Source organism: Dactylosporangium roseum (assembly GCF_025264685.1).
In the GTDB taxonomy this organism is placed as follows: Bacteria; Actinomycetota; Actinomycetes; order Mycobacteriales; family Micromonosporaceae; genus Dactylosporangium; species Dactylosporangium roseum.
Genome location: NZ_CP073721.1, coordinates 4,151,870 through 4,172,838, shown reverse-complemented (window position 1 = coordinate 4,172,838; position 20,969 = coordinate 4,151,870). Strand labels below are relative to the sequence as shown.

The 20,969-nt window shown below is 74.1% G+C and carries 19 protein-coding genes and 1 pseudogene; 8 read left to right on the top strand and 12 right to left on the bottom strand.

Annotated features, from left to right (window positions below; genetic code table 11):
• Nucleotides 1-383: 383 nt before the first annotated feature.
• Together Drose_RS19475 and Drose_RS19470 are read right to left on the bottom strand one after the other, a co-directional pair.
• Nucleotides 384-1,322 (bottom strand): M56 family metallopeptidase, encoded by a 939-nt coding sequence (locus tag Drose_RS19475; protein WP_260722717.1) that lies wholly within the window; start codon nt 1,320-1,322, stop codon nt 384-386.
• Nucleotides 1,319-1,687, bottom strand: coding sequence for a BlaI/MecI/CopY family transcriptional regulator (locus Drose_RS19470; RefSeq protein WP_260722716.1), 369 nt, complete (start codon nt 1,685-1,687; stop codon nt 1,319-1,321). Before Drose_RS19470 ends, Drose_RS19475 begins: the two co-directional genes overlap by 4 nt.
• 87 nt (nt 1,688-1,774) lie before the next feature.
• Between Drose_RS19470 and Drose_RS19465 the strand changes: the two genes are divergently transcribed.
• The 3 genes from Drose_RS19465 to cydD are packed head-to-tail and all read left to right on the top strand — an operon-like array spanning nt 1,775 to nt 7,699.
• Nucleotides 1,775-3,232, top strand: coding sequence for a cytochrome ubiquinol oxidase subunit I (locus Drose_RS19465; RefSeq protein WP_260722715.1), 1,458 nt, complete (start codon nt 1,775-1,777; stop codon nt 3,230-3,232).
• A 10-nt stretch (nt 3,233-3,242) separates the two neighbouring features.
• Nucleotides 3,243-4,259 carry a cytochrome d ubiquinol oxidase subunit II gene (gene cydB, locus Drose_RS19460; RefSeq protein WP_260722714.1) on the top strand — a complete coding sequence of 339 codons (1,017 nt, stop codon included), beginning with the start codon at nt 3,243-3,245 and terminating at the stop codon, nt 4,257-4,259.
• Nucleotides 4,256-7,699: a thiol reductant ABC exporter subunit CydD gene (gene cydD / locus Drose_RS19455; RefSeq protein WP_260722713.1), complete on the top strand. Its 3,444-nt coding sequence runs from the start codon at nt 4,256-4,258 to the stop codon at nt 7,697-7,699. The genes cydB and cydD overlap by 4 nt, the downstream gene beginning before the upstream one ends.
• 79 nt (nt 7,700-7,778) lie before the next feature.
• Here cydD and Drose_RS19450 read toward each other — a convergent pair whose 3' ends face one another.
• The 3 genes from Drose_RS19450 to Drose_RS19440 form a co-directional block, all read right to left on the bottom strand.
• Nucleotides 7,779-8,396 (bottom strand): STAS domain-containing protein, encoded by a 618-nt coding sequence (locus Drose_RS19450; RefSeq protein WP_260722712.1) that lies wholly within the window; start codon nt 8,394-8,396, stop codon nt 7,779-7,781.
• 419 nt (nt 8,397-8,815) lie between these two features.
• Nucleotides 8,816-9,175: a fluoride efflux transporter CrcB gene (crcB, locus tag Drose_RS19445; protein ID WP_260722711.1), complete on the bottom strand. Its 360-nt coding sequence runs from the start codon at nt 9,173-9,175 to the stop codon at nt 8,816-8,818.
• Complete coding sequence (locus Drose_RS19440; protein WP_260722710.1) at nt 9,172-9,672, bottom strand: fluoride efflux transporter FluC; 501 nt, start codon at nt 9,670-9,672, stop codon at nt 9,172-9,174. Before Drose_RS19440 ends, crcB begins: the two co-directional genes overlap by 4 nt.
• A gap of 327 nt (nt 9,673-9,999) precedes the next feature.
• Here Drose_RS19440 and Drose_RS19435 point away from each other — a divergent pair, with 327 nt between their 5' ends.
• Nucleotides 10,000-10,641 (top strand): MgtC/SapB family protein, encoded by a 642-nt coding sequence (locus Drose_RS19435; RefSeq protein WP_260722709.1) that lies wholly within the window; start codon nt 10,000-10,002, stop codon nt 10,639-10,641.
• A gap of 87 nt (nt 10,642-10,728) precedes the next feature.
• Here Drose_RS19435 and Drose_RS19430 read toward each other — a convergent pair whose 3' ends face one another.
• The 4 genes and pseudogenes from Drose_RS19430 to Drose_RS19415 all read right to left on the bottom strand — a co-directional run bounded on the left by Drose_RS19430 (nt 10,729) and on the right by Drose_RS19415 (nt 13,129).
• Nucleotides 10,729-11,157: a potassium channel family protein gene (locus tag Drose_RS19430; RefSeq protein ID WP_260722708.1), complete on the bottom strand. Its 429-nt coding sequence runs from the start codon at nt 11,155-11,157 to the stop codon at nt 10,729-10,731.
• A 121-nt stretch (nt 11,158-11,278) separates the two neighbouring features.
• Nucleotides 11,279-11,347 (bottom strand): annotated as a pseudogene (locus Drose_RS19425) (hypothetical protein); the annotation flags it as partial.
• A 119-nt stretch (nt 11,348-11,466) separates the two neighbouring features.
• Nucleotides 11,467-12,120 carry a class I SAM-dependent methyltransferase gene (locus Drose_RS19420; protein ID WP_260722707.1) on the bottom strand — a complete coding sequence of 218 codons (654 nt, stop codon included), beginning with the start codon at nt 12,118-12,120 and terminating at the stop codon, nt 11,467-11,469.
• A 25-nt stretch (nt 12,121-12,145) separates the two neighbouring features.
• Entirely contained in the window at nt 12,146-13,129 is a 984-nt protein-coding gene (locus Drose_RS19415) for an NAD(P)-dependent alcohol dehydrogenase (protein ID WP_260729755.1), read from the bottom strand.
• Nucleotides 13,130-13,617: 488 nt separating this feature from the next.
• On the opposite strand from Drose_RS19415, the gene Drose_RS19410 reads away from it, so the two are divergent.
• On the top strand, nt 13,618-14,334 hold the full coding sequence (locus tag Drose_RS19410) for a hypothetical protein (protein WP_260722706.1): 717 nt from the start codon (nt 13,618-13,620) through the stop codon (nt 14,332-14,334).
• Nucleotides 14,335-14,431: 97 nt separating this feature from the next.
• On the opposite strand, the gene qcrB is transcribed toward Drose_RS19410, so the two are convergent.
• A complete protein-coding gene (gene qcrB / locus Drose_RS19405) occupies nt 14,432-16,036 on the bottom strand; it encodes a cytochrome bc1 complex cytochrome b subunit (RefSeq protein ID WP_260722705.1) in 1,605 nt (534 codons plus the stop codon).
• 64 nt (nt 16,037-16,100) lie between these two features.
• On the opposite strand from qcrB, the gene Drose_RS19400 reads away from it, so the two are divergent.
• Nucleotides 16,101-16,238 (top strand): hypothetical protein, encoded by a 138-nt coding sequence (locus Drose_RS19400; protein WP_260722704.1) that lies wholly within the window; start codon nt 16,101-16,103, stop codon nt 16,236-16,238.
• Nucleotides 16,239-16,319: 81 nt separating this feature from the next.
• On the opposite strand, the gene Drose_RS19395 is transcribed toward Drose_RS19400, so the two are convergent.
• Nucleotides 16,320-17,909: a DUF4139 domain-containing protein gene (locus tag Drose_RS19395; protein ID WP_260722703.1), complete on the bottom strand. Its 1,590-nt coding sequence runs from the start codon at nt 17,907-17,909 to the stop codon at nt 16,320-16,322.
• Between the two features lie 45 nt (nt 17,910-17,954).
• On the bottom strand, nt 17,955-18,878 hold the full coding sequence (locus tag Drose_RS19390; protein WP_260722702.1) for a GNAT family N-acetyltransferase: 924 nt from the start codon (nt 18,876-18,878) through the stop codon (nt 17,955-17,957).
• Between the two features lie 278 nt (nt 18,879-19,156).
• On the opposite strand from Drose_RS19390, the gene Drose_RS19385 reads away from it, so the two are divergent.
• Together Drose_RS19385 and Drose_RS19380 are read left to right on the top strand one after the other, a co-directional pair.
• Complete coding sequence (locus Drose_RS19385; protein ID WP_260722701.1) at nt 19,157-19,762, top strand: hypothetical protein; 606 nt, start codon at nt 19,157-19,159, stop codon at nt 19,760-19,762.
• A gap of 95 nt (nt 19,763-19,857) precedes the next feature.
• Entirely contained in the window at nt 19,858-20,772 is a 915-nt protein-coding gene (locus Drose_RS19380) for a GNAT family N-acetyltransferase (RefSeq protein ID WP_260722700.1), read from the top strand.
• The last annotated feature ends 197 nt before the right edge of the window (nt 20,773-20,969 follow it).

The following is a 20,969-nucleotide window of genomic DNA, read 5'->3' as shown; positions in this document are numbered from 1 at the left end:
CTCGGCTTCGGTCGCTGACCGGGAACGTGCGGGCGACGCCACGCCCACGAGGCGGGCAGGACAACGGGCCTCGCCCGCGGCGGTGCACCGGGAAGATGCCGGCAAGTGCCGACCGGCCACCTCGCCGCCGGGCAGCTCCACAGTCCCGAAGGACGCCCGGGAGCCCCGGCGACGCTCCGCCGAGTGTACGGGCCGGCGAATCACCCGCAAAGCCACCCGAACACATCGCCGCACGTCAGCGCGGTGTCGATCAGCTCACCGGCAAGGCGGTCATCGAGGCGCCCGCCGACGCGTACGACATCCTCAACGGCTGAGGCACCCGGCTCGGCGGTGCCCGCATCCCGGCGCGGGCACCGCCGACCACGTCGGCGCCGGACCGGCGGTCACAGCGGCCAGGTCCGCAGTGCCCGGTCGAGCCAGGGCACGACCAGCACGACGGTGGGCAGCACGAGGATCGCCGCGGCGAGGGCGCACACGGCGACGCCGAGCAGCGGGTCCGGGCCCGGGGCGCCGGGCGCGAGCCGGTCGAGCCGCCACCGGCGCTCCCGCTCCGCGTCGCGGCTCTGACCCTCCGGGTCGATGTCGGCCATCAGCGCGTCGGTGGAGCCGCCGAGGGCGAGCAGTGCGTCGCGCAGCGCCGGGGTGCCGTGCCGCCGGCGGGCGGCGTCGTCGGCGGCGGCCTCCAGCAGCAGGTGCACGGCGTCGAGCGGGGCGCGGCTGCGCAGGGGCCCGGGCACGGCCCGGTAGAAGGCGGTGAACGACTCCATCACGACGTCGTGGCGGGCGCGCAGGTGGGCGCGTTCGTGTGCCAGGACCGCGGCCACCTGCGGCGTGCTCAGGACCCGCAGGGTGCCCTGACTGAGCACGATGCGGGGCGATCGGCCGGGCAGGCAGTACGCGAACGGCACGTTGCCGTCGAGGACGCGCAACGCGCCGGGCGGGACGTCCTCGTCGAAGGTGCCGCGTTCCTCGGCCCGGTGGAGCAGGTCGGCGAGGAGGCGGTGCCGGGCCCGGCGCACCCGCGACCGGTACGCCACCTGCCCGAGGGACACCAGCAGGCGCAGGACGATGACGGCGGCGACGGCGAGCGCGGCGGCGAGCGCGGCGACCGCCAGGTGGGCGCCGGCGCCCACGGCGCGGACGAGTTCCTCCGGACCGGCCAGGACCACGCCCAGGGCGCACAGGACGGCCGCGAGTGTGACGGCCTGCCAGAGCACGATCGCGGCGACGGGTGCCCGCGCGGTCCAGCGGGCACGGGCCAGTGGCCCCGGCACGACCAGTGACAGGGTCAGGCCGAGCGCACCGAGCAGGACCGCGGTCACCGGTTTTCGGCGGCTTTGAGCGCCGCGGCGAGCGCCGCCGCACCGGCCGGACCGACCCGTCCGACGAAATGCGCGAGGGCCGCGTCGCGGGCCGGGCCGTCGGGGGTCGCGCTGAGCGCGTCGAGCATCAGCGCCGCGGTCATCTCCTCGCGGGTCTGCGTGGCCGTGTAGCGGTACGCCCGGTCGGCCTTCTGCTGGGCGACGACGCCCTTCTTGGCGAGGCGGTCGAGGACGGTCATCACGGTGGTGTACGCGATGTCGCGGTGCCGGTTGAGCCGCTCGTGGACCTGCCGGACGGTCAGGGGGCCGTCCGCGTCCCACAGCTCCGCCATGATGTCGCGTTCGAGCTCTCCCAGACCAGCCATGCGCCAAGTGTAAGCCAGGTTACGTGGCGCGTAGTACTACACCACGTAGTATCTACTACAGACTGTCGTAGTGGGGAGAGGGAAGCCATGGGGCTCGACGTGCTCGACCTGACCCGGTTGCAGTTCGCCGTGGTCACGATCTACCACTACCTGTTCGTGCCGCTGTCGATCAGTCTGTCGGCGGCCACGGCCGGACTGCAGATCGCCTGGATGCGCACCGGCGACGACCGGTACCGGAAGCTGACGCTCCTCGTCGGCAAGCTGCTCATCGTGACCTTCGCCGTCGGCGTGGTCACCGGTCTGGTGCAGGAGTTCCAGTTCGGCCTCGCCTGGAGCGAGTTCGCCCGCTTCTACGGCGACGTCTTCGGCCCCACCCTGGCCGTCGAGGGCATGCTCGCGTTCTTCCTCGAGGCGACGTTCCTCGCCCTGTGGTACTTCGGGTGGGACCGGCTCCCCCGCGGGGTTCACCTGGCCACCATCGTCGTGGTGGCGGTCGGCACGCTGCTGTCGGCCTTCATCATCCTGGCGGCCAACTCCTTCATGCAGCACCCGGTCGCCTACGAGCTCGACCCGGTCACCGGCCGCGCCCACCTGACCAGCTTCCGCGAACTGCTGCTCAACGAGGTCAACCTCGCGGCCTTCCCGCACACGATCGCCGGTGCCGTCATGGTCGGCGGGGCCCTGCTGCTGGCCGTCGGCGCGTGGCGGGCCTGGCCCCGGCGCACCGCACCGGACGACGAGCAGCGGCATCGCGACGCGCCCGCGTTCGCCACGCTCGGCCGCCTCGGCGCCTGGATGACCCTGGCCGGCGGCGCGCTGACCGCCCTCACGGGCGACCATCTCGGCAAGGTCATCACCCGGGTGCAGCCGATGAAGATGGCCGCGGCCGAGGCCCTGTACAGCACGACGACCGGCGCGCCGTTCTCCGTGTTCGCGGTCGGCCGCCCCGGCGGCGGCGAACCGTTCCTCAGCATCGAGATCCCCCGGCTGCTGTCCGTCCTCGCCACCGGCGACCCGAACGCCACCGTCGCGGGCATCGACGACCTGCAAGCCCAGTACACCGCCGCCTACGGCCCCGGCAGCTACATCCCGATGGTGCCGGTGGCGTTCTGGAGCTTCCGCGCGATGATCGGCGTGGGCATGCTCGCGATGCTGTTCGCCCTCGTCTACCTGTGGCGGACCCGGCGCGGCCGCACGCCCGCACCCTGGCTGGTCCGGTGCGCGGTGCTGGTGCCGCTGCTGCCCGCGGCCGCCAACACCTTCGGCTGGCTGTTCACCGAGACCGCCCGCCAGCCCTGGATCGCGTTCGGGCTGTCCAAGGTCGCCGACGGCATCTCACCCGGACTCACCAGCGGCGAGGTGCTCGTCTCGCTGCTCGCCTTCACCGCCGTCTACGGCATCCTCGCGGTCGTCTGGCTGCGCCTGGTGCGCCACCTGGCCAGCAGGCCCCTGAGCGGCCCACCGGACCCCGGCGGGTCGGACCGCACGGACCCCGCGGACCCCACCGGCCCGGCCGCCGACGCCGACCTGGCACTCACCTACTGAGGAGCACCCGATGGACCTGGTCACCGTGTGGTACGGACTCGTCGTGCTCTGCTGGGTGCTGTACTTCGTCCTGGAGGGCTTCGACTTCGGTGTCGGGCTGCTCAGCCCGCTGCTCGGCCGCGACGAGCACGAGCGCGCCGCCGCCGTGCGGACCATCGGCCCGTTCTGGGACGGCAACGAGGTCTGGCTCGTCGCCGCGATCGGCGTCACGTTCGCGGCCTTCCCCGGCTGGTACGCCGCTTTGCTGTCCGGCCTCTACCTGCCCATGGTCGCGATCCTGCTGCTGCTGGCCGGGCGCGGCGTGGCGCTGGAGTTCCGTGGCAAGCACGACGATCCGCGCTGGCGCCGCCGGTGCGACGCCGTGCTGGCCGGGTGCTCCGCCGGTGTGGTGCTGCTGTGGGGCGCGGTGCTCACCGCCTTCGTCCGGGGTCTCGCGCTCGGCGCGGACGGCGAGGTCGTCGGTGGCGGGCTGCGCCGGACCGTGGCACCGCTGCTGACACCCGTCGCCGGACTCGGGGCGCTGCTGGCCCTGGGCATGGCCGTGCTGCTGGGCGCGGCGTTCCTCGCACTGCGCACCACGGGACCGCTGCGGGCCCGCGCCGGCCGGCTCACCCGGCACGTGGCCGCCGGTGGCGCCGTCGCCGGAATCGTCGCCGCCGTGGTCGTGGCACCGGCCGGTGCCGCGGTGACCGCGGTGGTCGCGCTGGCCGTGGCCGGCGCCCTCACCGGCATCGCGGTGCTGGCCCGGCGGCCCGCCGCCGGGCGGGAGGCCCTCGCGTTCGGGCTCACGACCGCCGTGGTGGCCGCGGCCGTCGTCGCCGCGCTGACCGCGAACGGGTCCGTCGTGCTGCCCAGCACCCTGAACCCCGCCTGGTCGCTCACCATGGACGGCGCGGCCGCCACCGACTCGGCGCTGCGGATCATCAGCGTGGCCGGACTCGTCGTGCTCCCCGGGGTGCTCGTCTACCAGGCGTGGTCGTACCGGGTGTTCCGGCAGCGCGTCGCCAGCGACCGGATCACGACGTGAGCCGCACCGCCCGCGGGCCGGTCGATCCGCGGCTGCTGCGCCACGCCCGCACGAGCCGCGCCGGGATCGCGGTGCTCACCGTCATCGGCGCCGCTCAGGCCGTCGCCACGATCGTGCTCGCCGTGGTCGTGGCCGGCGTCGTGGTCGCGCTCGCCGGCACCCGCGCCGGTGCCGGTACCGGTGCGCCCGCGCCGCTGCTGCTCGCCGCGCTCGCCGGGGTGTTCGCCGCCCGGGCCGCGCTGACGTGGGCCGAGCAGGTGGTGGGGCAGCGGACCGCCGCGGCCGTCACCGACGAGCTGCGCCGCTCCGTCCTGCACGCGGCGCTGCGCCGCGGACCCGCCTGGGTCGCCGGCTTCGGCGCCGGCCGGCTGGCCGCGGTGCTCACCGGCGGCCTCGACGCGCTGCGTCCCTGGTTCAGCGGCTACCTGCCCTCGCTGGTCGTCGGCGCGGCCCTGCCGCTGCTCGTCGTCGTCACGATGCTGGTCGTCGATCCGATGTCGGCGGTGATCGTCCTCGTGACCCTGCCGCTCGTGCCGCTGCTGGGTGCGCTCGTCGGCTGGGCCACGCAGCGCCGCGCGCGGGAGCGCTGGCAGGCCGCGGCCCGCCTCGCCGGGCACTTCCTGGACGCGGTGCGCGGCATCGCCACCCTGCGCCTGTTCGGCCGGGCCGAACGGCAGGCCGGGGTGGTCGAGCAGATGACCGACCGGCACCGCGGGGCGACGGTCCGGGTGCTGCGCGTCGCGTTCCTGTCCTCGACCGCGCTGGACCTGGTGGGCACCTTGTCGGTGGGTCTCGTCGCGGTCGAGGCGGGGCTGCGCGTGGCCGCCGGCCGGCTCGACCTCGGCCCGGCGTTGCTGGTCATCCTGCTCGCACCGGAGGCGTACCGGCCGCTGCGCGAGGTCGCGGCGCGCTTCCACGCCAGTGCCGACGCCGGCGCGGTCATCGCCGACGTCGACGAGATCCTGCTGCCCGCCGGCGGCGGGCCGGATCCGGCGGATGCGCCGGGCGCCACAGCCGATCGACCGGCCGTGGCGGCGACCGGGGTGCGGGTGCGGCACGCCGGCGCTGTCGTGGACGCGCTCCGCCTGCCCGCGCTCACCGTCCACGGTGGCGAGTTCGTGGCGCTGCGCGGCCCGTCCGGCGCCGGGAAGACCACCGCCCTGCGCGTGCTCGCCGGACTCCAGCCGGTGCTCGCCGGCACCGTCGTGGTCACCGGCGGCCGCCCGCTGTACCAGTCGCAGGACCCGACCCTGCCGCACGTGCGCAGCGTGGCCGAGGCGCTGACCCTCGACGGCGAGCCACGCCCCGACGACCAGACCCTGGTCGAGGCGCTGCGCACCGTCGGGCTCGACGCCGAGATCGCCGCCCTGCCCGACGGCCTGGACACCCCGCTCGGCGAGCGGGGCCAGGGCCTGTCGTCGGGACAGCGCCAGCGCCTCGCCCTGGCGCGACTGCTGCGGCAGGCCCGCACCGGTCCGTGCGTCGTCCTGCTCGACGAGCCCACCGCCCACCTCGACGCCGGCGCCGAACAGCTCGTCGTCGCGCGACTGCGGGCGATGGCCGACCGGGGCTGCGCCGTGCTCGTCGTCGCGCACCGGCCCGCGGTCCTCGCCGCCGTGGACCGGTCGGTGCCGGTCGAGCCGCCCGCCGAGACCCGCCCGGTCACAGCGCCCGGGCCGGCGCGTACCGGCGCCGGCGAACCCGCCGCGGACGACCGCGGCACGGCCGGCGGCCGGATCGTACGGCTCGCCCGTGCCCTCGGGCGGCGGCCGGCGACGGCGGTCGCGCTGGGTGCGGCGTCCTGGCTGGCCGGCATCACCCTCACCGGCGCGGCGGTCTGGCTGCTGGTCCGCGCGTCCAGCCTGCCCCCGGTGCTCACGCTGTCCACCGCGGTGGTCCTGGTGCGCGCCAGCGCCGTCGCCCGGCCGCTGCTGCGATACCTGGAGCGGCTGGTCTCGCACGAGGTCGGCTTCGCGCGGCTCGGCGTCTGGCGCGCCAAGGTCTACGCCGACCTGGTGCCACGCGTGCCCGGTCCCGCGCTCCGCCGCCGCGGTGACCTGCTCACCCGGGTCGTCGACGACGTCGACGCGCGCGTCAACGGTGTGCTGCGCGGTCAGCTCCCGGCCGTCGCCGCCTGGGTCGCGATCACCGTCACGGTCGCGGCCGCGGCGGTCGTGGCGCCCGCGGTCGCCGCGGTCCTCGTCGCCGGGCTGGCCGTCGCCGGCGTGGTCGCGCCACGGCTCGCCGCCCGCCACACGGCCCGGGCCGACGCCGCGACCGGCCGGGCGCGCGCCGAGCTGCACGACGCGGTCGTCGAGACCGTCGAGGGCGTCGAGGATCTCGCCCCGCGGGACACGACGGCGGCGCTCGCCGTGCCGGACCGGCGCAGCCGGGCGCTGGCCCGCCTCGAGGCCGGATCCGCGGCCACGGCCGGTGCCGCGGCGGCCCTGGCGCAGCTCGGCTGGGGCACCGCGGTCGTCGGCGTCGCCCTCGCCGCGGCCACCGGCCCGTTCCACGCCGAGCTCGCCGCCGTGCTGCTGCTCGGTGCCGTCGCGCTCGCGGAGCCGGTGCTGACCCTGCCGGACGCGGCCGTCGCGCGGCGTGGCGCGGCCGGTGCCCGGCGGCGCCTCGAGGCGATCGCGGCCGAGCCCTGCCCGGCCGCACCGGCCACACCGGCTACACCGGCCACGGCGAACCCGCGGGCCGAGGCCCCGCCGACGTCCTGCGTGGACGTCACCGTCAGCGGCCTCACCGCGGGCTGGGACCCGCACCGCGACCCGGCGCTGCGGGACGTCGACCTCGACCTGCCCGCGGGACGGCGGGTGGCCGTCCTCGGCGTCTCGGGCAGCGGCAAGTCGACACTCGCGGCCGTGCTCGTCCGCCTGCTCGCCCCGCGGCAGGGCCACGTCCGCCTCGGCGGCGCCGACCTGCGGGCGCTGCCCGACGCCACGGTCCGCCGCCACGTCGGGCTGGTCGGCGACGCCGCCGACCACGTCTTCGCCACGACGGTGCGACACAACCTGCGCCTGGCCCGCCCGTCGGCGACCGACGACGAACTGCGCGCCGCGCTCGCCCGCGCCCATCTCGGGCCGTGGCTCGACACCCTGCCGGCCGGCCTGGACACCTGGCTCGGCGAGGGCGGCACGACCGTCTCCGGCGGGCAGCGGCGACGCCTGGCCATGGCCCGGGCGCTGCTCGCCGACCCGGCGCTGCTCGTGCTCGACGAGCCGACCGAAGGACTCGACGAGCCGGCCGCGGCCGCGCTCATGGCCGACCTGCTGGCGGCGGCGTCGGGCCGTACCGTGCTGCTGCTGACCCACCGCCGCGACGGCCTCGAGCACGTCGACGAGCTGTACGACCTCGTCGACGGCCGACTGGTCCGCCGCCCGCTCGCGGCACCGGCCAGCGGCGGGCCAGGAAGCCGAGCACTCGCTCGGTGACGAGCACGGCCGCGGCGCCGTACGCCGGCGACGAACGGTCCGGCGCGAGTCCCGGTCGCCGGCAGCGCACCGGGCGCGGTCAGCCGGCGACGGTCGTCGGCGTGGCCGCGCGCAGCCAGCCCAGCGCCTCGGCCCGCTCGGCGAAGTTCGGCAGCAGGTCCTCGACCGAGAGCATCCGCAGCGCGTCCAGCACACGTTGCGACGCTCCGACGAGACAGACCCGAGCCCCGTGCCGGGCCGCACGGGCCTGCGCCCGCACCAGCACCGCGAGCGTGCCGGAGTCGATGGACGGCATGCTCGCGACGTCGAACAGGACGTGCTGCATCGGGCGCACGCTCGTCATGAGCACGTCGTAGAGCCGGGCGACGGCCGCGAGGTGCAGGTCGCCCTTGAACTCGATGAGGACGACGCCGGCCACCTCGCGCACGCTGAGCCGCTGCGACCCGCGGCCCGCCGGCATCCGGGTCTCGCGCTCGAAGGACTGCTCGACCATGCTCCTGCGGGAGTGGGCGTCCGCGCACCGGCCGCAGGCGTGCGGACCGGTCGGCAGGCCGGCGCCTCGCCACCCGTCCTCGATGAACAGGCTCCACGCGACGTTCCAGGTGCCCATCGTCGGTGCGAGACCGGCCACCAACCGACCGCAGCCGTCACACGCGAGGCTGAAGTTCGTGCCGTCCCGGCTCAACAGTGCGGTCATCGACGTTCCTCTCAGTTCGAGTGCGCCGATGCCACGATTACGGGCGTGTGTGGCCGAACTACCGCAGTCGTGTGACAGTCGTGTGACGTTCGACGGGGCACGAAGGGTCGGCCGCGGCGGCGGTGGAGCGCAGAGGGGGCCCTTGACCGCTCCACCGCCGGTCCCGGGTCGATCCGGCGCACCGCTCCCCCACCGATGGATCGAGCCTGCCGGTCGAACGAGCCGCAAATAGCGTGCGCTCCAGATGTGGCGGTCATCCCGCGATCACGTGACGGTTGCGTGACAGATCCGCGCGGCGACTCCGCGGCGCCACGGGTGATCCGCATCGCCCGGGTGGTACGGCTACCCGCTCAGCACCGTGCACCTGCCGGTGAACATCCTGATCGCGGCCATCGTCAACAGGGCTTCGCCGCAGTACCTCACCGGAAGGCCTGGGCCAGCAGGAGCCCGACGGCCGCAGCGCCGAGACCGGCCACCACCGAGGCGATCACGTTCATCACCGCGTAGCACCGGGCCCCGTCCTGGACCAGCCGGAACGTCTCGTAGGTGAACGTCGAATACGTCGTCAGCGCGCCGCAGAACCCGGTGCCCAGCACCGCCGCCACCGCCGGGCTCGCGGGCAGGCCGACGAGCAGTCCGAGCAGCAGCGACCCGGCCACGTTCACCATCAGCGTGCCCCACGGGAACACCGAGTCGTGCCGGGCCTGGATCGCCCGATCCGCGAGATACCGCAGCGGCGCGCCGACGGCGGCACCGAGGATGACGAGCAGCAGCATCACCGCGCACCGGCCTTTCTGCCGACCTGCCCGCGCCACCGTCCGACCACCCCGGCGGTCGCCGCCGTCCCGGCCCACACCGCCAGCAGCGCACCGGCCACGGTCGCGCCCAGATAGACCAGTGCCACCCAAGGCGACCCTGCCTCAGCGGTCCGGTGGATCTCGACCGAATACGTGGAGAACGTGGTGTAGCCGCCCAGCACCCCGACACCCAGGAACGGGTGCAGCAGCCGCCGGCCGGGGACCACCTCGGTCACCACCACCATGAGCACCCCGATGAGTAGGCACCCCGACACGTTGACCACGAAGGTCGGCCACGGGAACCCGCCCGGCGGATGCGGCCAGGCCGCCGACAACCCGTGGCGGGCCAGCGCCCCGCACACCCCGCCCGCGGAGATGGCCGCCAGCACCGGCACCGGGCTCGGCCGCAGCTCCGCCCGGTCCACGGGCAGGTGCAGATCGACGTCCGGATCCACCGCGGCTGGGTTGCGCTCGCTCACACCGGTCCCTCCCTACCAGAGCACACAACAGCTCACTGGCAGGGACCGTTGGCGTCGTCGCAGTTCACCCCGGACAGGGGTCGGCGGGCCCCACCGCCGGCGGCACCGATCCGCGATGCCACGAACAGCGTAGCGGCCGGACCGCCCGGCACGCCAAGCGAGGCCGGGCGAGGCCGGGCCTGTCGCCGCGAACGCTGCCGGGCGGAGGGTGCGGCGGGTCGGCGTCCGGCAGGTGCCGTCGCACGGCGGGATCGGCGCAACCGGTGCCCGGCAGGTGTTGCGGGTGTCCGACCGGGTAGCACCGCCGGGAACGACGAGGGAGCAGACGTGGTCGAGGACGGCTTGGCGGCAGTCGGCCAGATCCTGCTCGCTGCCGCGCTGGGCGCCGTGGTCGGGGTGGAACGGGAGCTCGGTGCGCAGCCGGCCGGGCTGCGCACCCACATGCTCGTCTCGCTCGGCGCGGCCCTCTTCACGCTCGCCGGGGCCGGGCTGCCGCACACCGACCCGACGCGGGTGGCCGCACAGGTGGTCACCGGCATCGGGTTCCTCGGCGGCGGCGCGATCTTCAAGGAGGGCGTCACCGTCCGGGGCCTGACCACGGCCGCCTCGTTGTGGGTGACCGCCTCGATCGGCCTGGCCGTCGGGCTGCGCGCGTGGCGGACGGCCGTGGTCGTCACCTCGCTCACGGTCGCCGTGCTGTGGCTGGTCAAGCAGGCCGAACGCCACTACCTGCGGCTCGGGCGAAACCTGGTGCTGTGCGTGACGCTCGCGGCCGGTGTCTCGCTCGACGAGGTGGAGCACGAGATGCTGAAGGTGCTGCCCCGGGCCAAGGTCCTGCGTGTCACGTACGCCGAGCACGAGCAGGTGATCGAACTGACGGCCCGGCCACCGAAGACGGCCTCGCTGCCGCAGCTCGCCGAGTCGCTGCGCCGGCTGCCCGGGGTCGCGGGCGTCAACGTGTCCGGCTGATCCCGGCGGCCCCGGTCACCCGGAACGCGGTGGAGACACGATAGCGGCACCCACCGGCAAAAACGTCCGGACGCCCGAAGGCGCAGCTCAGGGCGTGCGGCGCTCGGCCCGTTCCAGCCGCTCCAGCGTCGCGCGGATCGCCCGGAGACTCTGCTTGATCTCCTCCTGCTCCTCGTGGCGGAACGCGTCGTTGTCGACGATGAGCTTGCTCGCGAAGTGGGCGGTGATGAGCGGGATCACGACCAGCACCATGATCGAGATCAGCATGCCGGCGACGATCCGGCCGGGCACCGTCGTCGGGTACGTGTCGCCGTAACCGACCGTCGAGGCGGTCACGACCGCCCACCAGAACGAGTCGCCGATGCTCTTGTCCTCGAAGATGCTGTACAGCGCGCCGCCGATCAGCATGAGCGTCAGGTAGGTCGCCACGGTCGCCTTCACCGAGTTGGCGATCCAGACGAAGCCCCCGAACACCGCCTTCGCGGCCGCCGGAAGCGTGGAGAGCAATCGACGCATCGCAGTGGGCTCCTGTCTCGCCTGCTCGTCCTACGAGCTGCCGTTATCGCTGCTGGGGCCCGAGTATGACACTCCGGTGGGCAGACGTACGGCCGGAATCACGATGGCCGACCAGCCCTTCCTACGGCACGGGGTCGTGCATGCCCCGTGGCGTCGACGCGTTGCAGCGGCGGATGCGGGCGGCGATGAGCCGGGAGCCGGTGGCGAGCCCGTAGCGGCGGACCGCGTCGAGACCGTAGTCGCAGCGACGTCAGGAAAATCGGCGAAGCTGTCCGGACTGCGGGGTGTTCGCACCCGGATCGAGCGCACTCACGCCGACACGCGTCCGCGACGGGCGAACAGGGCCGCTCCCGGGGCGCTCCCGTCGAGGTCGAGCACCATCTTGGCCTCGACCGTGAACCCGGCGTCGCGCAGCCAGGCCGCCATCCGGTCGGGTTGACGGCGGTGGACGTACACCCGCATCGGATGGCCGCCGTAGCCCTGTGTCTTCAGCCGGGATCCGTCGCCGACGTGGAAGCCGAGCAGCAGCGGCCCGCCGGGGCGCAACACGCGCCGGAAGTGGCCGAGCACCGTGGGAATGGCGTCGTCGGGGACGTGGACCAAGGACCAGAACGCGAGCAGGCCGCCGACCGAGGCGTGGGCGAGCGGCAGATCCGTCATCGACCCCACCTCGAACCGCAGGCCGGGATGGCCACGCCGGGCCACGTCGACCATCCCGGGCGACAGGTCGATCCCGAAGGCGTCGACGCCCAGCCCGTGCAGGTGGGCGGTCACGTGTCCCGGCCCGCAGCCCACGTCCGCCACCGGTCCGCCGCCGGCGTCACGGACCAGCTCGGCGAACAACGCCAGGACCGCGCGCAGGTAGGGCTCCCCGGCCAGCGCGCCGCCGATCTGATCCGCGTAGCTGACCGCGACGGTGTCGTAGGAGGTGCGGGTGTCCGCCAACCAGTCGTCCCCGTTCATGTCCCGACACGGTAGTCCAGGCCGGTCAGCAGGTGATGACGACCTTCGCTCGCGCGTGCTCGACCTCGAGGTACCGGATGGCCTCCGGCGTCCTGCTCAACGGATAGGTCCGGTCGACGACCGGCGTGAGCGCTCCGGCCTCGGCGAGGCCCCGCAGCGTCGCCAGGTTGTGCCGGCTCGGCGTCGCCGTGGGCATGAGCAGCCGGTGGCGGACGAAGCGGGACAGCAGCTTTCCCCTGGCGAAGAGGCCGAGCGGTCCGAGGATGCTGCCGCCGGTGGACACGCCGCCCCCGGAGAGCACGAGCGTCCCGGTGGGGGTCAGCGCCCGCCGGAACTCGGTCAGCGACCGGTTGCCGACCAGGTCGCACACCACGTCGTAGCGGCGGCTCCCGCGGGTGAAGTCGTCGGCGGTGTAGTCGACGACGTGGTCGGCGCCGATCGACCGGACCAGGTCGAGGTTCCGGGTGCCGCACACCGCGGTCACCTCCGCGCCGTAGATCTTGGCGAGCTGGACGGCGAAGGTGCCGACGCCCCCGGACGCGCCGTTGATCAGGACGTGCTGGCCGGGCCGCAGTCGCGCCGCGTCGCGCAGGCAGACGAGGGCGGTACCGGCGGCCAGCGGCATCGCCGCCGCCTCCTCGAACGTCAGGTTGGCGGGCTTACGCTCGATCAGGTCCTCCGCGACGCACACGTACTCGGCGAACGCTCCGTCGGCCTCGCCGAGGTCGCCGTACACCTCGTCGCCGGGACGGAACCGGGTGACGGCCCCGCCGACCGCCTCGACGCGGCCCGCGACGTCCCGGCCCCGGACCTTCCGCCTGGGCCCGCGGAGCCCGACCGTCAGGCGCATGACGTACGGGTCGCCGCGCATGATGTGCCAGTCGTAGGCGTTGACCGCGGCCGCGCGCACGCGCACCAGCACTTCGTCGTCGGCGGGTGCCGGCGTGTCGATGTCCCTGAGCCGCAGGACGTCCGGTGAACCGTACCGGTCCTGAACGATGGCCTTCATCATGTCTCCCTGAGGTGTGCGGTCGGCGTTGCCCGGCGGCATCAGCGTGCCGGTGCCGGTCCGGCGTCACCTCCGTCCGGCGGCGGCACTCCGGCTGCTCCCCTCGCGGTACCGGCATGCGCGGCGTACTCCCCGCGGAGTAGCGACGGACCGGCGGGTGGCACCCGGCCTCCGCGCGCCGGCCGAGCGGAGGGTTACGGGAGCTCACCGGCGCTTCGTCGGATATCCGACCGCCGGCGGATGCCGTCATGGAGGTCGTCGCTCATGATTTCGGACAGTCCGCCACTGCCGCGGCCGCTCCGGCCGGAGCGGCGCCGCCGCCCTGCTGACGGACCCTCTTAGGTTCCGCTGTGGCCCAGGTTAACTGATCTTTCGCGGTGTTCCCCTTGAGCCGCCTTCGCGGGTATCGTGCGCGGGGCATTCCGGGCCGGGTTGGCCGGGACGAGTTCCGGCCGGTCTTCGGGACGGGCGCTGAGGAGGGCAAGGACATGACACAGCACCAGATGCGGCAGTACGACGACCATCTTGGCAACGGCCAGGGCATGCTCAGCGTGCCCGTGGAGCCCACCTCCCGGCCCGACGCGAACGACCAGCAGCACAAGGCCCTGCTGGTGCTGACGATGGCGCAGCGGACGGCCGAGGAGCACATCGACGGGGCGCGCCGTGAGGCGGACCGCATCCGCGCCGAGGCCCGCGCCGCCGCCGAGCAGATCGTCGCGCACGCGCAGGCCCAGGCGGACACGCTGCGCAGCGACGCCGAGAAGATCCTGGCCCGCGCGCGCATGTCGGCGGAGAAGGTCGCCGGGGAGGCCGAGGCGTTCGCCCGCGACACCGAACAGCACGCGGGCGAGGTCCTGGCGGAGGCGCAGGGCCGCGCGGAGCAGATCGTCCGGCAGGCTCAGGAGAACGCGTACGACATCAAGCAGCGCGCCGAGCAGACCTATGAGGACGTCGTCGGCGGCCTGACCGCCAAGCGGCAGGCGTTACAGCAGCAGATCGAGGCGCTGGAGCAGTTCGACCACGAGTACCGTGCCCGTCTCACCTCCTTCATGCAGCAGCAGATGCGCGCGCTCTGGGTGGGTCAGCCGCAGGTGGCGGCGGACTTCGAGGACGCCGGCACGGTGGTGGGCGAGCTGCTGCCCGCGGCGCGGAGCGAGTCGAGGGACGACCGGGAGGACGCGCCGGAGCAGCAATCGGTGACCTGATCCCCCGTTCAGCGGGCCGCGGCGGGCGTGGCCGTCGGCGTCCGGCCTCGTCGGCGTGCTCGACACGGGCTGTTTCGGCGTGGCGACGCTGAGTGTCTCAGCGCCTGGTGACCTGCCCCTGCTCCGCCGCTTCCCGCTCGGTCGGCTCCGGCGGCGGTGCGGGCCTCTCGATCGGCAGGAAGAAGCCCTTCACCGGCGGGGCCAGCGCACCCAGCCGGTTCATCTTCTTCGGCACCACCCAGCCGGCGTACTCCTCCTCGCCGCGGTCCGCGCCGGCGGGCAGCGGCAGCGGCTGGTGTACCTCGACGAAGCGCCCGTCCGGCAGGCGGCGGATGATGCCCGTCGCCACGCCGCCGGCCAGCACCTCGCGGTCGTTCTGCTGGAGGCCGAGCGCGACCCGGTACGCCACGTAGTAGGCCAGCGGCGGCAGCACCAGGATGCCGATGCGGCCCGCCCACGTCACCGCGTTGAGGCTGATGTGGAACTTGTCGGCGAGGACGTCGTTGCCGCCCGAGATCAGCAGGACCGCGAAGAACGTGATCGCCATCGCGCCGAGGGCGGTGCGCAGCGGGTTGTCCCGCGGCCGCTGCAACAGGTTGTGGATCGACCGGTCCTTCGAGAACCTGACCTCGAGGAACGGGTACAGCATGGCCAGCACCGTCAGGACGCCGGGCAGCACGACCGTCGGCCAGAAGATCGCCGGGACCGTGTAGCCGTTGCCGAACAGGTGGAACCTGATCTCCCAGGCCGGGAAGAGGCGGGTCGAGCCGTCGAGGAACATGACGTACCAGTCGGGCTGGCTCGCCGCCGAGACCACCGCGGCCTTGTACGGGCCGAACAGCCAGATCGGGTTGATCTGGACCAGCCCCGCCAGGGCGGCGAGCGCGGCGAACACGATCATGAAGAAGCCGCCGGACTTGGCCGCGAAGCCCGGGAACATCCGGATGCCGACCACGTTGGTGTTGGTCCGGCCGGGGCCGGGCCACTGCGTGTGCTTCTGCTTCACCAGCAGGCCCATGTGGACGCTGATGAGCGCCAGCAGCGCGGCGGGGACGAGCAGCACGTGCACGATGTAGAGCCGGTCGAGGATCACCTCGCCCGGGAACTCACCCCCGAACAGCGAGGTGGTCACCCAGGTGCCGACGACCGGGATCGACAGCATGATGGCGCTCGCGATGCGCAGGCCGGTGCCGGACAGCGCGTCGTCGGGCAGCGAGTAGCCGGCGAAGCCCTCGATGAAACCCATCCAGAACAGCATCAGGCCGACGATCCAGTTGGCCTCGCGCGGCTTGCGGAACGCGCCGGTGAAGAACACCCGGAACATGTGCACCAGGATCGCGGCCATGAACAGCAGCGCCGCCCAGTGGTGCATCTGCCGCATGAAGAGACCACCGCGGACGTCGAACGAGATGTGCAGCGCGGAGTCGTACGCGTTGGACATCGTCACGCCGCGCAGCGGCGCGTAGCTGCCGCCGTAGACGGTCTCCCTCATCGACGGGTCGAAGAACAGCGCCAGGAAGATGCCGCTGAGGACCAGGACGACGAACGAGTAGAGCGCGATCTCGCCCAGCAGGAAGGACCAGTGGTCCGGGAAGACCTTGTTGAACAGGCGGCGCAGCGGGGTGGCCGCCTGGAACCGCTCGTCGAGCCCGTTGGCCACGTTCGCCGGGACAGCCCGGCGGTCGAACTTTCGCCGTTTCATGGCCGCTCCCTGATGCCTGTCGACCGCGATCTCAAAATCCGACGTCGACGTGAAGTATCCCTCCGTGTCCACGGCGACCGGCAGCTTCTCCGAGCAGCCCATCCCGATGGTCCGCACCCGCGCGGGCGGCGATCGAGTGTGCGGCCCGGCCGGCGTCACGCAGGCGGACGGCGAGGCGGAGGACGCACGCCGGGCACCGTGATCGAGGTGGTCCCGCACGTGCGCCGAGAGCCGGAGCGGGCAGTGCCGCGTCGCGGTGGTGCTCCCGGCGGCCGGAGGTTCGCTACTCGCGCCAGCCGGACAGTTCGATGCCCTTGGCCGTCTCGACGCGGTAGCCGAGCCGCAGCGCCTGGGCCTGGCCCTCCGGCAGCAGCAGCCGCCAGGTGAGCACGCCGAGGTCGGTGCGCTCCGCCGGCGGCGGCTCCAGGACGGTCTCCTTGACGGCGATCGCGTCGTGACGGCTGACCGGCACCTGGTCGAGCACGGTGATCCGGACCGGCCGGCCGGTGTAGTTGCCGATCGTCGTGCGGTACTCGACCTCGCGGCGGCGACTGGAGCCCAGCGTCGCACGGGTCGCGGTGCGGCGGGTCAGCTCGCGCTCGACGCGGACCCGGTCGTCGAGGCCGAGCGCCAGTTCGAGCTCCTCGCCCGGCGCCCACGTCGACAGCCCGGTCCGGCTGACGAAGTCGGCCTCGTGGAACACCGACGCCTGGCCGGGCGGCAGTGTGTGCCGCGAGGTGTTCGTCGCCACGGCCCGCAGGTGCACGTCGGTCGAGCGGGCCGGCGCGGTGACGTGGTCCAGCCGGGCCGCCAGCTCGAGCACCGAGATCGTGGCCCGGGCCGTGGTGCCGTCGGCGGGCACGGCGACCGCGCGGGCCGGCCGGTACGTCGCCGCCACCGGACCCTCCTCGACCCGCGCCTGCGCCAGTTCCACCTCGACGGTCCCGCCGAACGCGTCATCGAGCATCGGCGGCGGCGGACCGGCCGGCGCCGCCATCGCGGGAAGCGCGGATCCCAAGCCCCGGGCGCCGTACCCCTGCGGCATCGGCGGCGGCGGTGGCACGAACGCGGCCACGTACCACGGTCGCAGCTCAGGGATCGCCACGACGCCCGACGGGCGGGCCGTCGACAGCGCCAGCTCACACTCCGGCCAGTCCTCGCCGGTGCGCTGCTCGACCAGCCCGAACCAGGTCACGTGGAGGGTCTCGCCGGCCAGGCGCACATCGTACGTGGACCGCCAACCGGCCTCCGGCACCTGGTAGGAGACGTCGAGCTCGACCGCGCCCGGCGCCGGCACGGCGAGCGCGACGGCGGCGTACCTGACATCGGGCTCGCGCTTGCCGGAGAGGTCGGCCAACTGCCGGTCCAGCGCGGCGATCCGGTCGGTCACCCGCGTGCGGCGCCGCTGGAGCTCGCGGACGGCGGTCAGCACGGAGGTCAGCTCGCCGCCCATCGTGGCGGTGAACGCCGCGACCGCGTCGGGCGCCGCCGCGCCGGTGGCCAGCGCCCGCGCGTACGCCCCGCTGGCCCGCTCGCCCAGCGCCGTCAGGAACGCCTGCCGCTGCCGCAGCACCGTCTCCGTGTCGTCGATCTCCGCGAGCTCCCCGGTGAGCCGGCGCCGCTCGTCCGACGCCGCCGTCACGGCGGCGTCGGACGGCCGGTCGCGGCGGCGCAGCACGACGTCCACGCCGAGGACCGTGGCCGGCCCGCGCCCGCTGACCCGGATCGAGTCGGCGTCCAGGCTCATCGGCAGCGGCCCGACCTCGACGACCTGCTCACCGGCGTCGAGCGTGGTCCGGCCGCGGCGGGTGACCCGGGCCTGTGCCGGGTAGACGGTGACCGCGATGATCGGGGCGTCGATCGAGTTCCGCACGGTGCGCACGGTAGCCCATGCAGGCGAGCCGGACCAGCGGCCGGATCAGGCCGGTCCGCTCAGCACGAGCCGTCGCTGCGCCACCGGGTAGCCGGCCCGGGCGAACGTGGCGGCCATCGGGGTGTTCGTCACGTCGGTGTCGGCGACGATCGCCTCCGCGCCCCGCTCGACCAGGATATGGGTGCCCTCGGCGAGCAGGTCGAACGCGTAGCCGTGGCCCCGGGCCTCCGGCAGCACCCCGACGTAGGCGATGATCGGCGAGGTGTGGTTGCGGCCCGGGATCACGACGCCGGCGAGGTTGCCGGCCGCGTCACGGGCTAGGCGCCACCACTCGCGCGGGCTCGGCAGCCACTCCAGGAACGCCAGGTCGTCGGCGAGCGTCGCCTCGACGCCGGCCCGCTCGATCGCCCGCCGCTGGTGGAAGTCGAGGCTGCCGGTCAGGATGCGGCGCAGCACGTCGTGGAGGACCGCCTCGTCGGAGACGGGCTCGTACGTCAGCCGCGCCGGGCGCTCGGGCAGGCCGTCGGCCGGTGTCCACCGGTACCGCAGCCGCTCCAGGACCGGGACGAACCCGGCGGCGCCCGCGGCGGTGATCCGCAGTTGGGCCGCGCGGTGCGCCTCGGGGATCTCGCGCCAGCCGGGCGGCAGCATGAGGTGGTAGTCGACGGTGAACCCGGCGGCACGCAGCAGCCGCGCGCCCACCGCCGGGTCGGTGCCCGGATCGAACCAGTCCAGCGCCGCCGGGGCGCGGTCGTCGGGCCCGCCCCACCAGGCGGCCCGCGCGACGACCGTGTCGCCGTCGAGGGCGACCCAGGTCCACTCGGGACGGTATTGGCCGTTGGCCATGAACTCGGCGAAGTCGCGGCCGAGCAGGGCCATGCCGACCGTGGGCGGCTCGGGCATGGACAGGAACAGTGTGTGCTCGCCCGCGTGCAGCGGGCGGATGACCAGATCGGTCACGGGGAACATCCTCTACGGGAGAAGCGGCGTGCTCCCGTGATTCAGCGGTCGCCCGGACGGGTCGGGAGCACAGACGGACGGAACACCATCGCGCTCACCTCCTTCGTCGTTCGGGGCGCGGCACGAATGTACCACGCCCGCGGACACGCGGCGGCACAGGCGATGTCGAACCGTGCGAACGCTCCACGATCACGAAACGGTGGCCGGACCGCCCGGCCGTGTCCGTGACGCCGTCCGATGATCGACACTCAGCAGTCCGCAGCGCGGCACGGTGGCACGCTCTCGCCATGGTCACGTCGATCGTCTCCCGGTTCGCCGCGGTACTGGCCGTCGCGGCGGCGCTCGGGTGCGGGGTGTGGCCGTCCGACGATCCACCGCCGGTCGTGGTGCTCGGCGCCGACTACTCCGGCATCCTCGAGGGCGGCCGGCAGGTCTTCGAGACGCTGGCGACCAGCGGCGTCACGCCGGTCACGCCCGCCACCGCCCGGCTCGTCGGCCCGACGTACGGGGTGGCGTTCGACGCCGTCGGAACGTCCCGCCGTTTCGACGGGACCGTCTTCGCGCAGGCCGCCTACGGATTGCTTCCCGAGGACGTCGGCCGCGACTCCCGAGGTGAGCACCGCGCCGCCGAGGGGCACGAGTTCGTGCTCGCCCACGTGCCGGCCGGCGAGCACCTGCCCGAGCCCGAACGGGGGTACGGCACGCTCTTCACCGGCTGGCAGGTGGACGTGGGCGGCACGGTGCGCCCGCTCGTCCACGGCAACGACCGCGACACCATCGCGGCCGGCTCCATCGTCGTCGTCAGCGTGCCGATCGGTGCCGAGGCCCGGCTCGGCGCCACGGTCGACGGCCGGACCAAGTGGGTCAGCCTGCGCACCGGCCGGCCACGGTGACACCGCACCGATCAGCGCCGCGCGGCGCCGCCGCCCTCCTGACAGAGCCGCTAAATCGCGTGCTGAGGTGGCGGTGCGATGGCATGGTTGCGTGAATGAGCCCGATCCCGACGGCCGGACCACGCCTGGAGTTCTGCACCGATCCGGGCGAGTTCCTCGCCGCGGCCGGTGACCATCTCGCCGCCGACCCGGTCGTCAGCACGGTCGTGACCACGAACGCGCACCGGCTGGTGTCGCAGCGGGCCGACGGGGTCACGCAACCCCACCGCGACTGGTGGCTCGTGGTCAGGGACGGGTCCGGCACCGTGGTCGGCGCCGGGATGCGGACGGCGCCGTACGCGCCCTACCCGCCGTTCCTGCTGCCGATGCCCGACGCGGCGGCCGTGGCCTTGGCCCACGCGTTGCACGAGCGCGGGGAGGAGGCGCTCGCGGTCAACGGGGCACTTCCCGCCGCCGAGCTGTGCGCCGCCGAGACGGCCCGGCTCGGCGGAGGCCGGGTCGAGGTCGACCGGCACACGCGGCTGCACGAGCTCGGCGAGTTGGTGTGGCCGGCGCCGGTGCCCGGCGGCTTGCGGGTCGCGACCGAGGACGACGTGGACCTGGTGGCGGAGTGGTTCGGCGCGTTCATGGACGACGCCGACGAACAAGCCGGCCGGCCGCGCGGTGTCAGTGCGCACGAAATGCCGGACCGCGCGGAGATGGTGCGCCGGCTCCGAGCCGGATGGCTGTGGTTCTGGGTCGACGAGACCGGGCGGCCGGTGCACCTCACCGGCGCCCAGCCGCCGTCGTTCGGGGTCGCGCGCCTGGGCCCGGTCTACACGCCGCCGGCTCAGCGTGGGCGCGGCTGGGCCAGCAGCGCGGTCGCCGCGGTCTCCGCACGGATCCGGGCCGGGGGTGCACGGGTGTGCCTGTACACCGATCAGGCGAACCCGACCTCGAACAAGATCTACGCCGCCCTCGGCTACCGGCCGGTGGTCGACATGGCCAACCTGGTCATCGTCCTCACCTGACGCCGGCCGCGGCAACACCGCCGAGCCACGTGTCCTACCGGCGCGGGGCTCGGAGGCGCCGCCGCCGAGGCGAGCGTTCCGCCCTGCCGCTCGATCCCATGGTCATGGGAAAGATCCGGCTGCCCCGACAGCCACGTCTTTCCCATGACCATGAAGCCGCCCCGGCCCGGAACGCGCCGCCCAGGCGTCCGGCATGC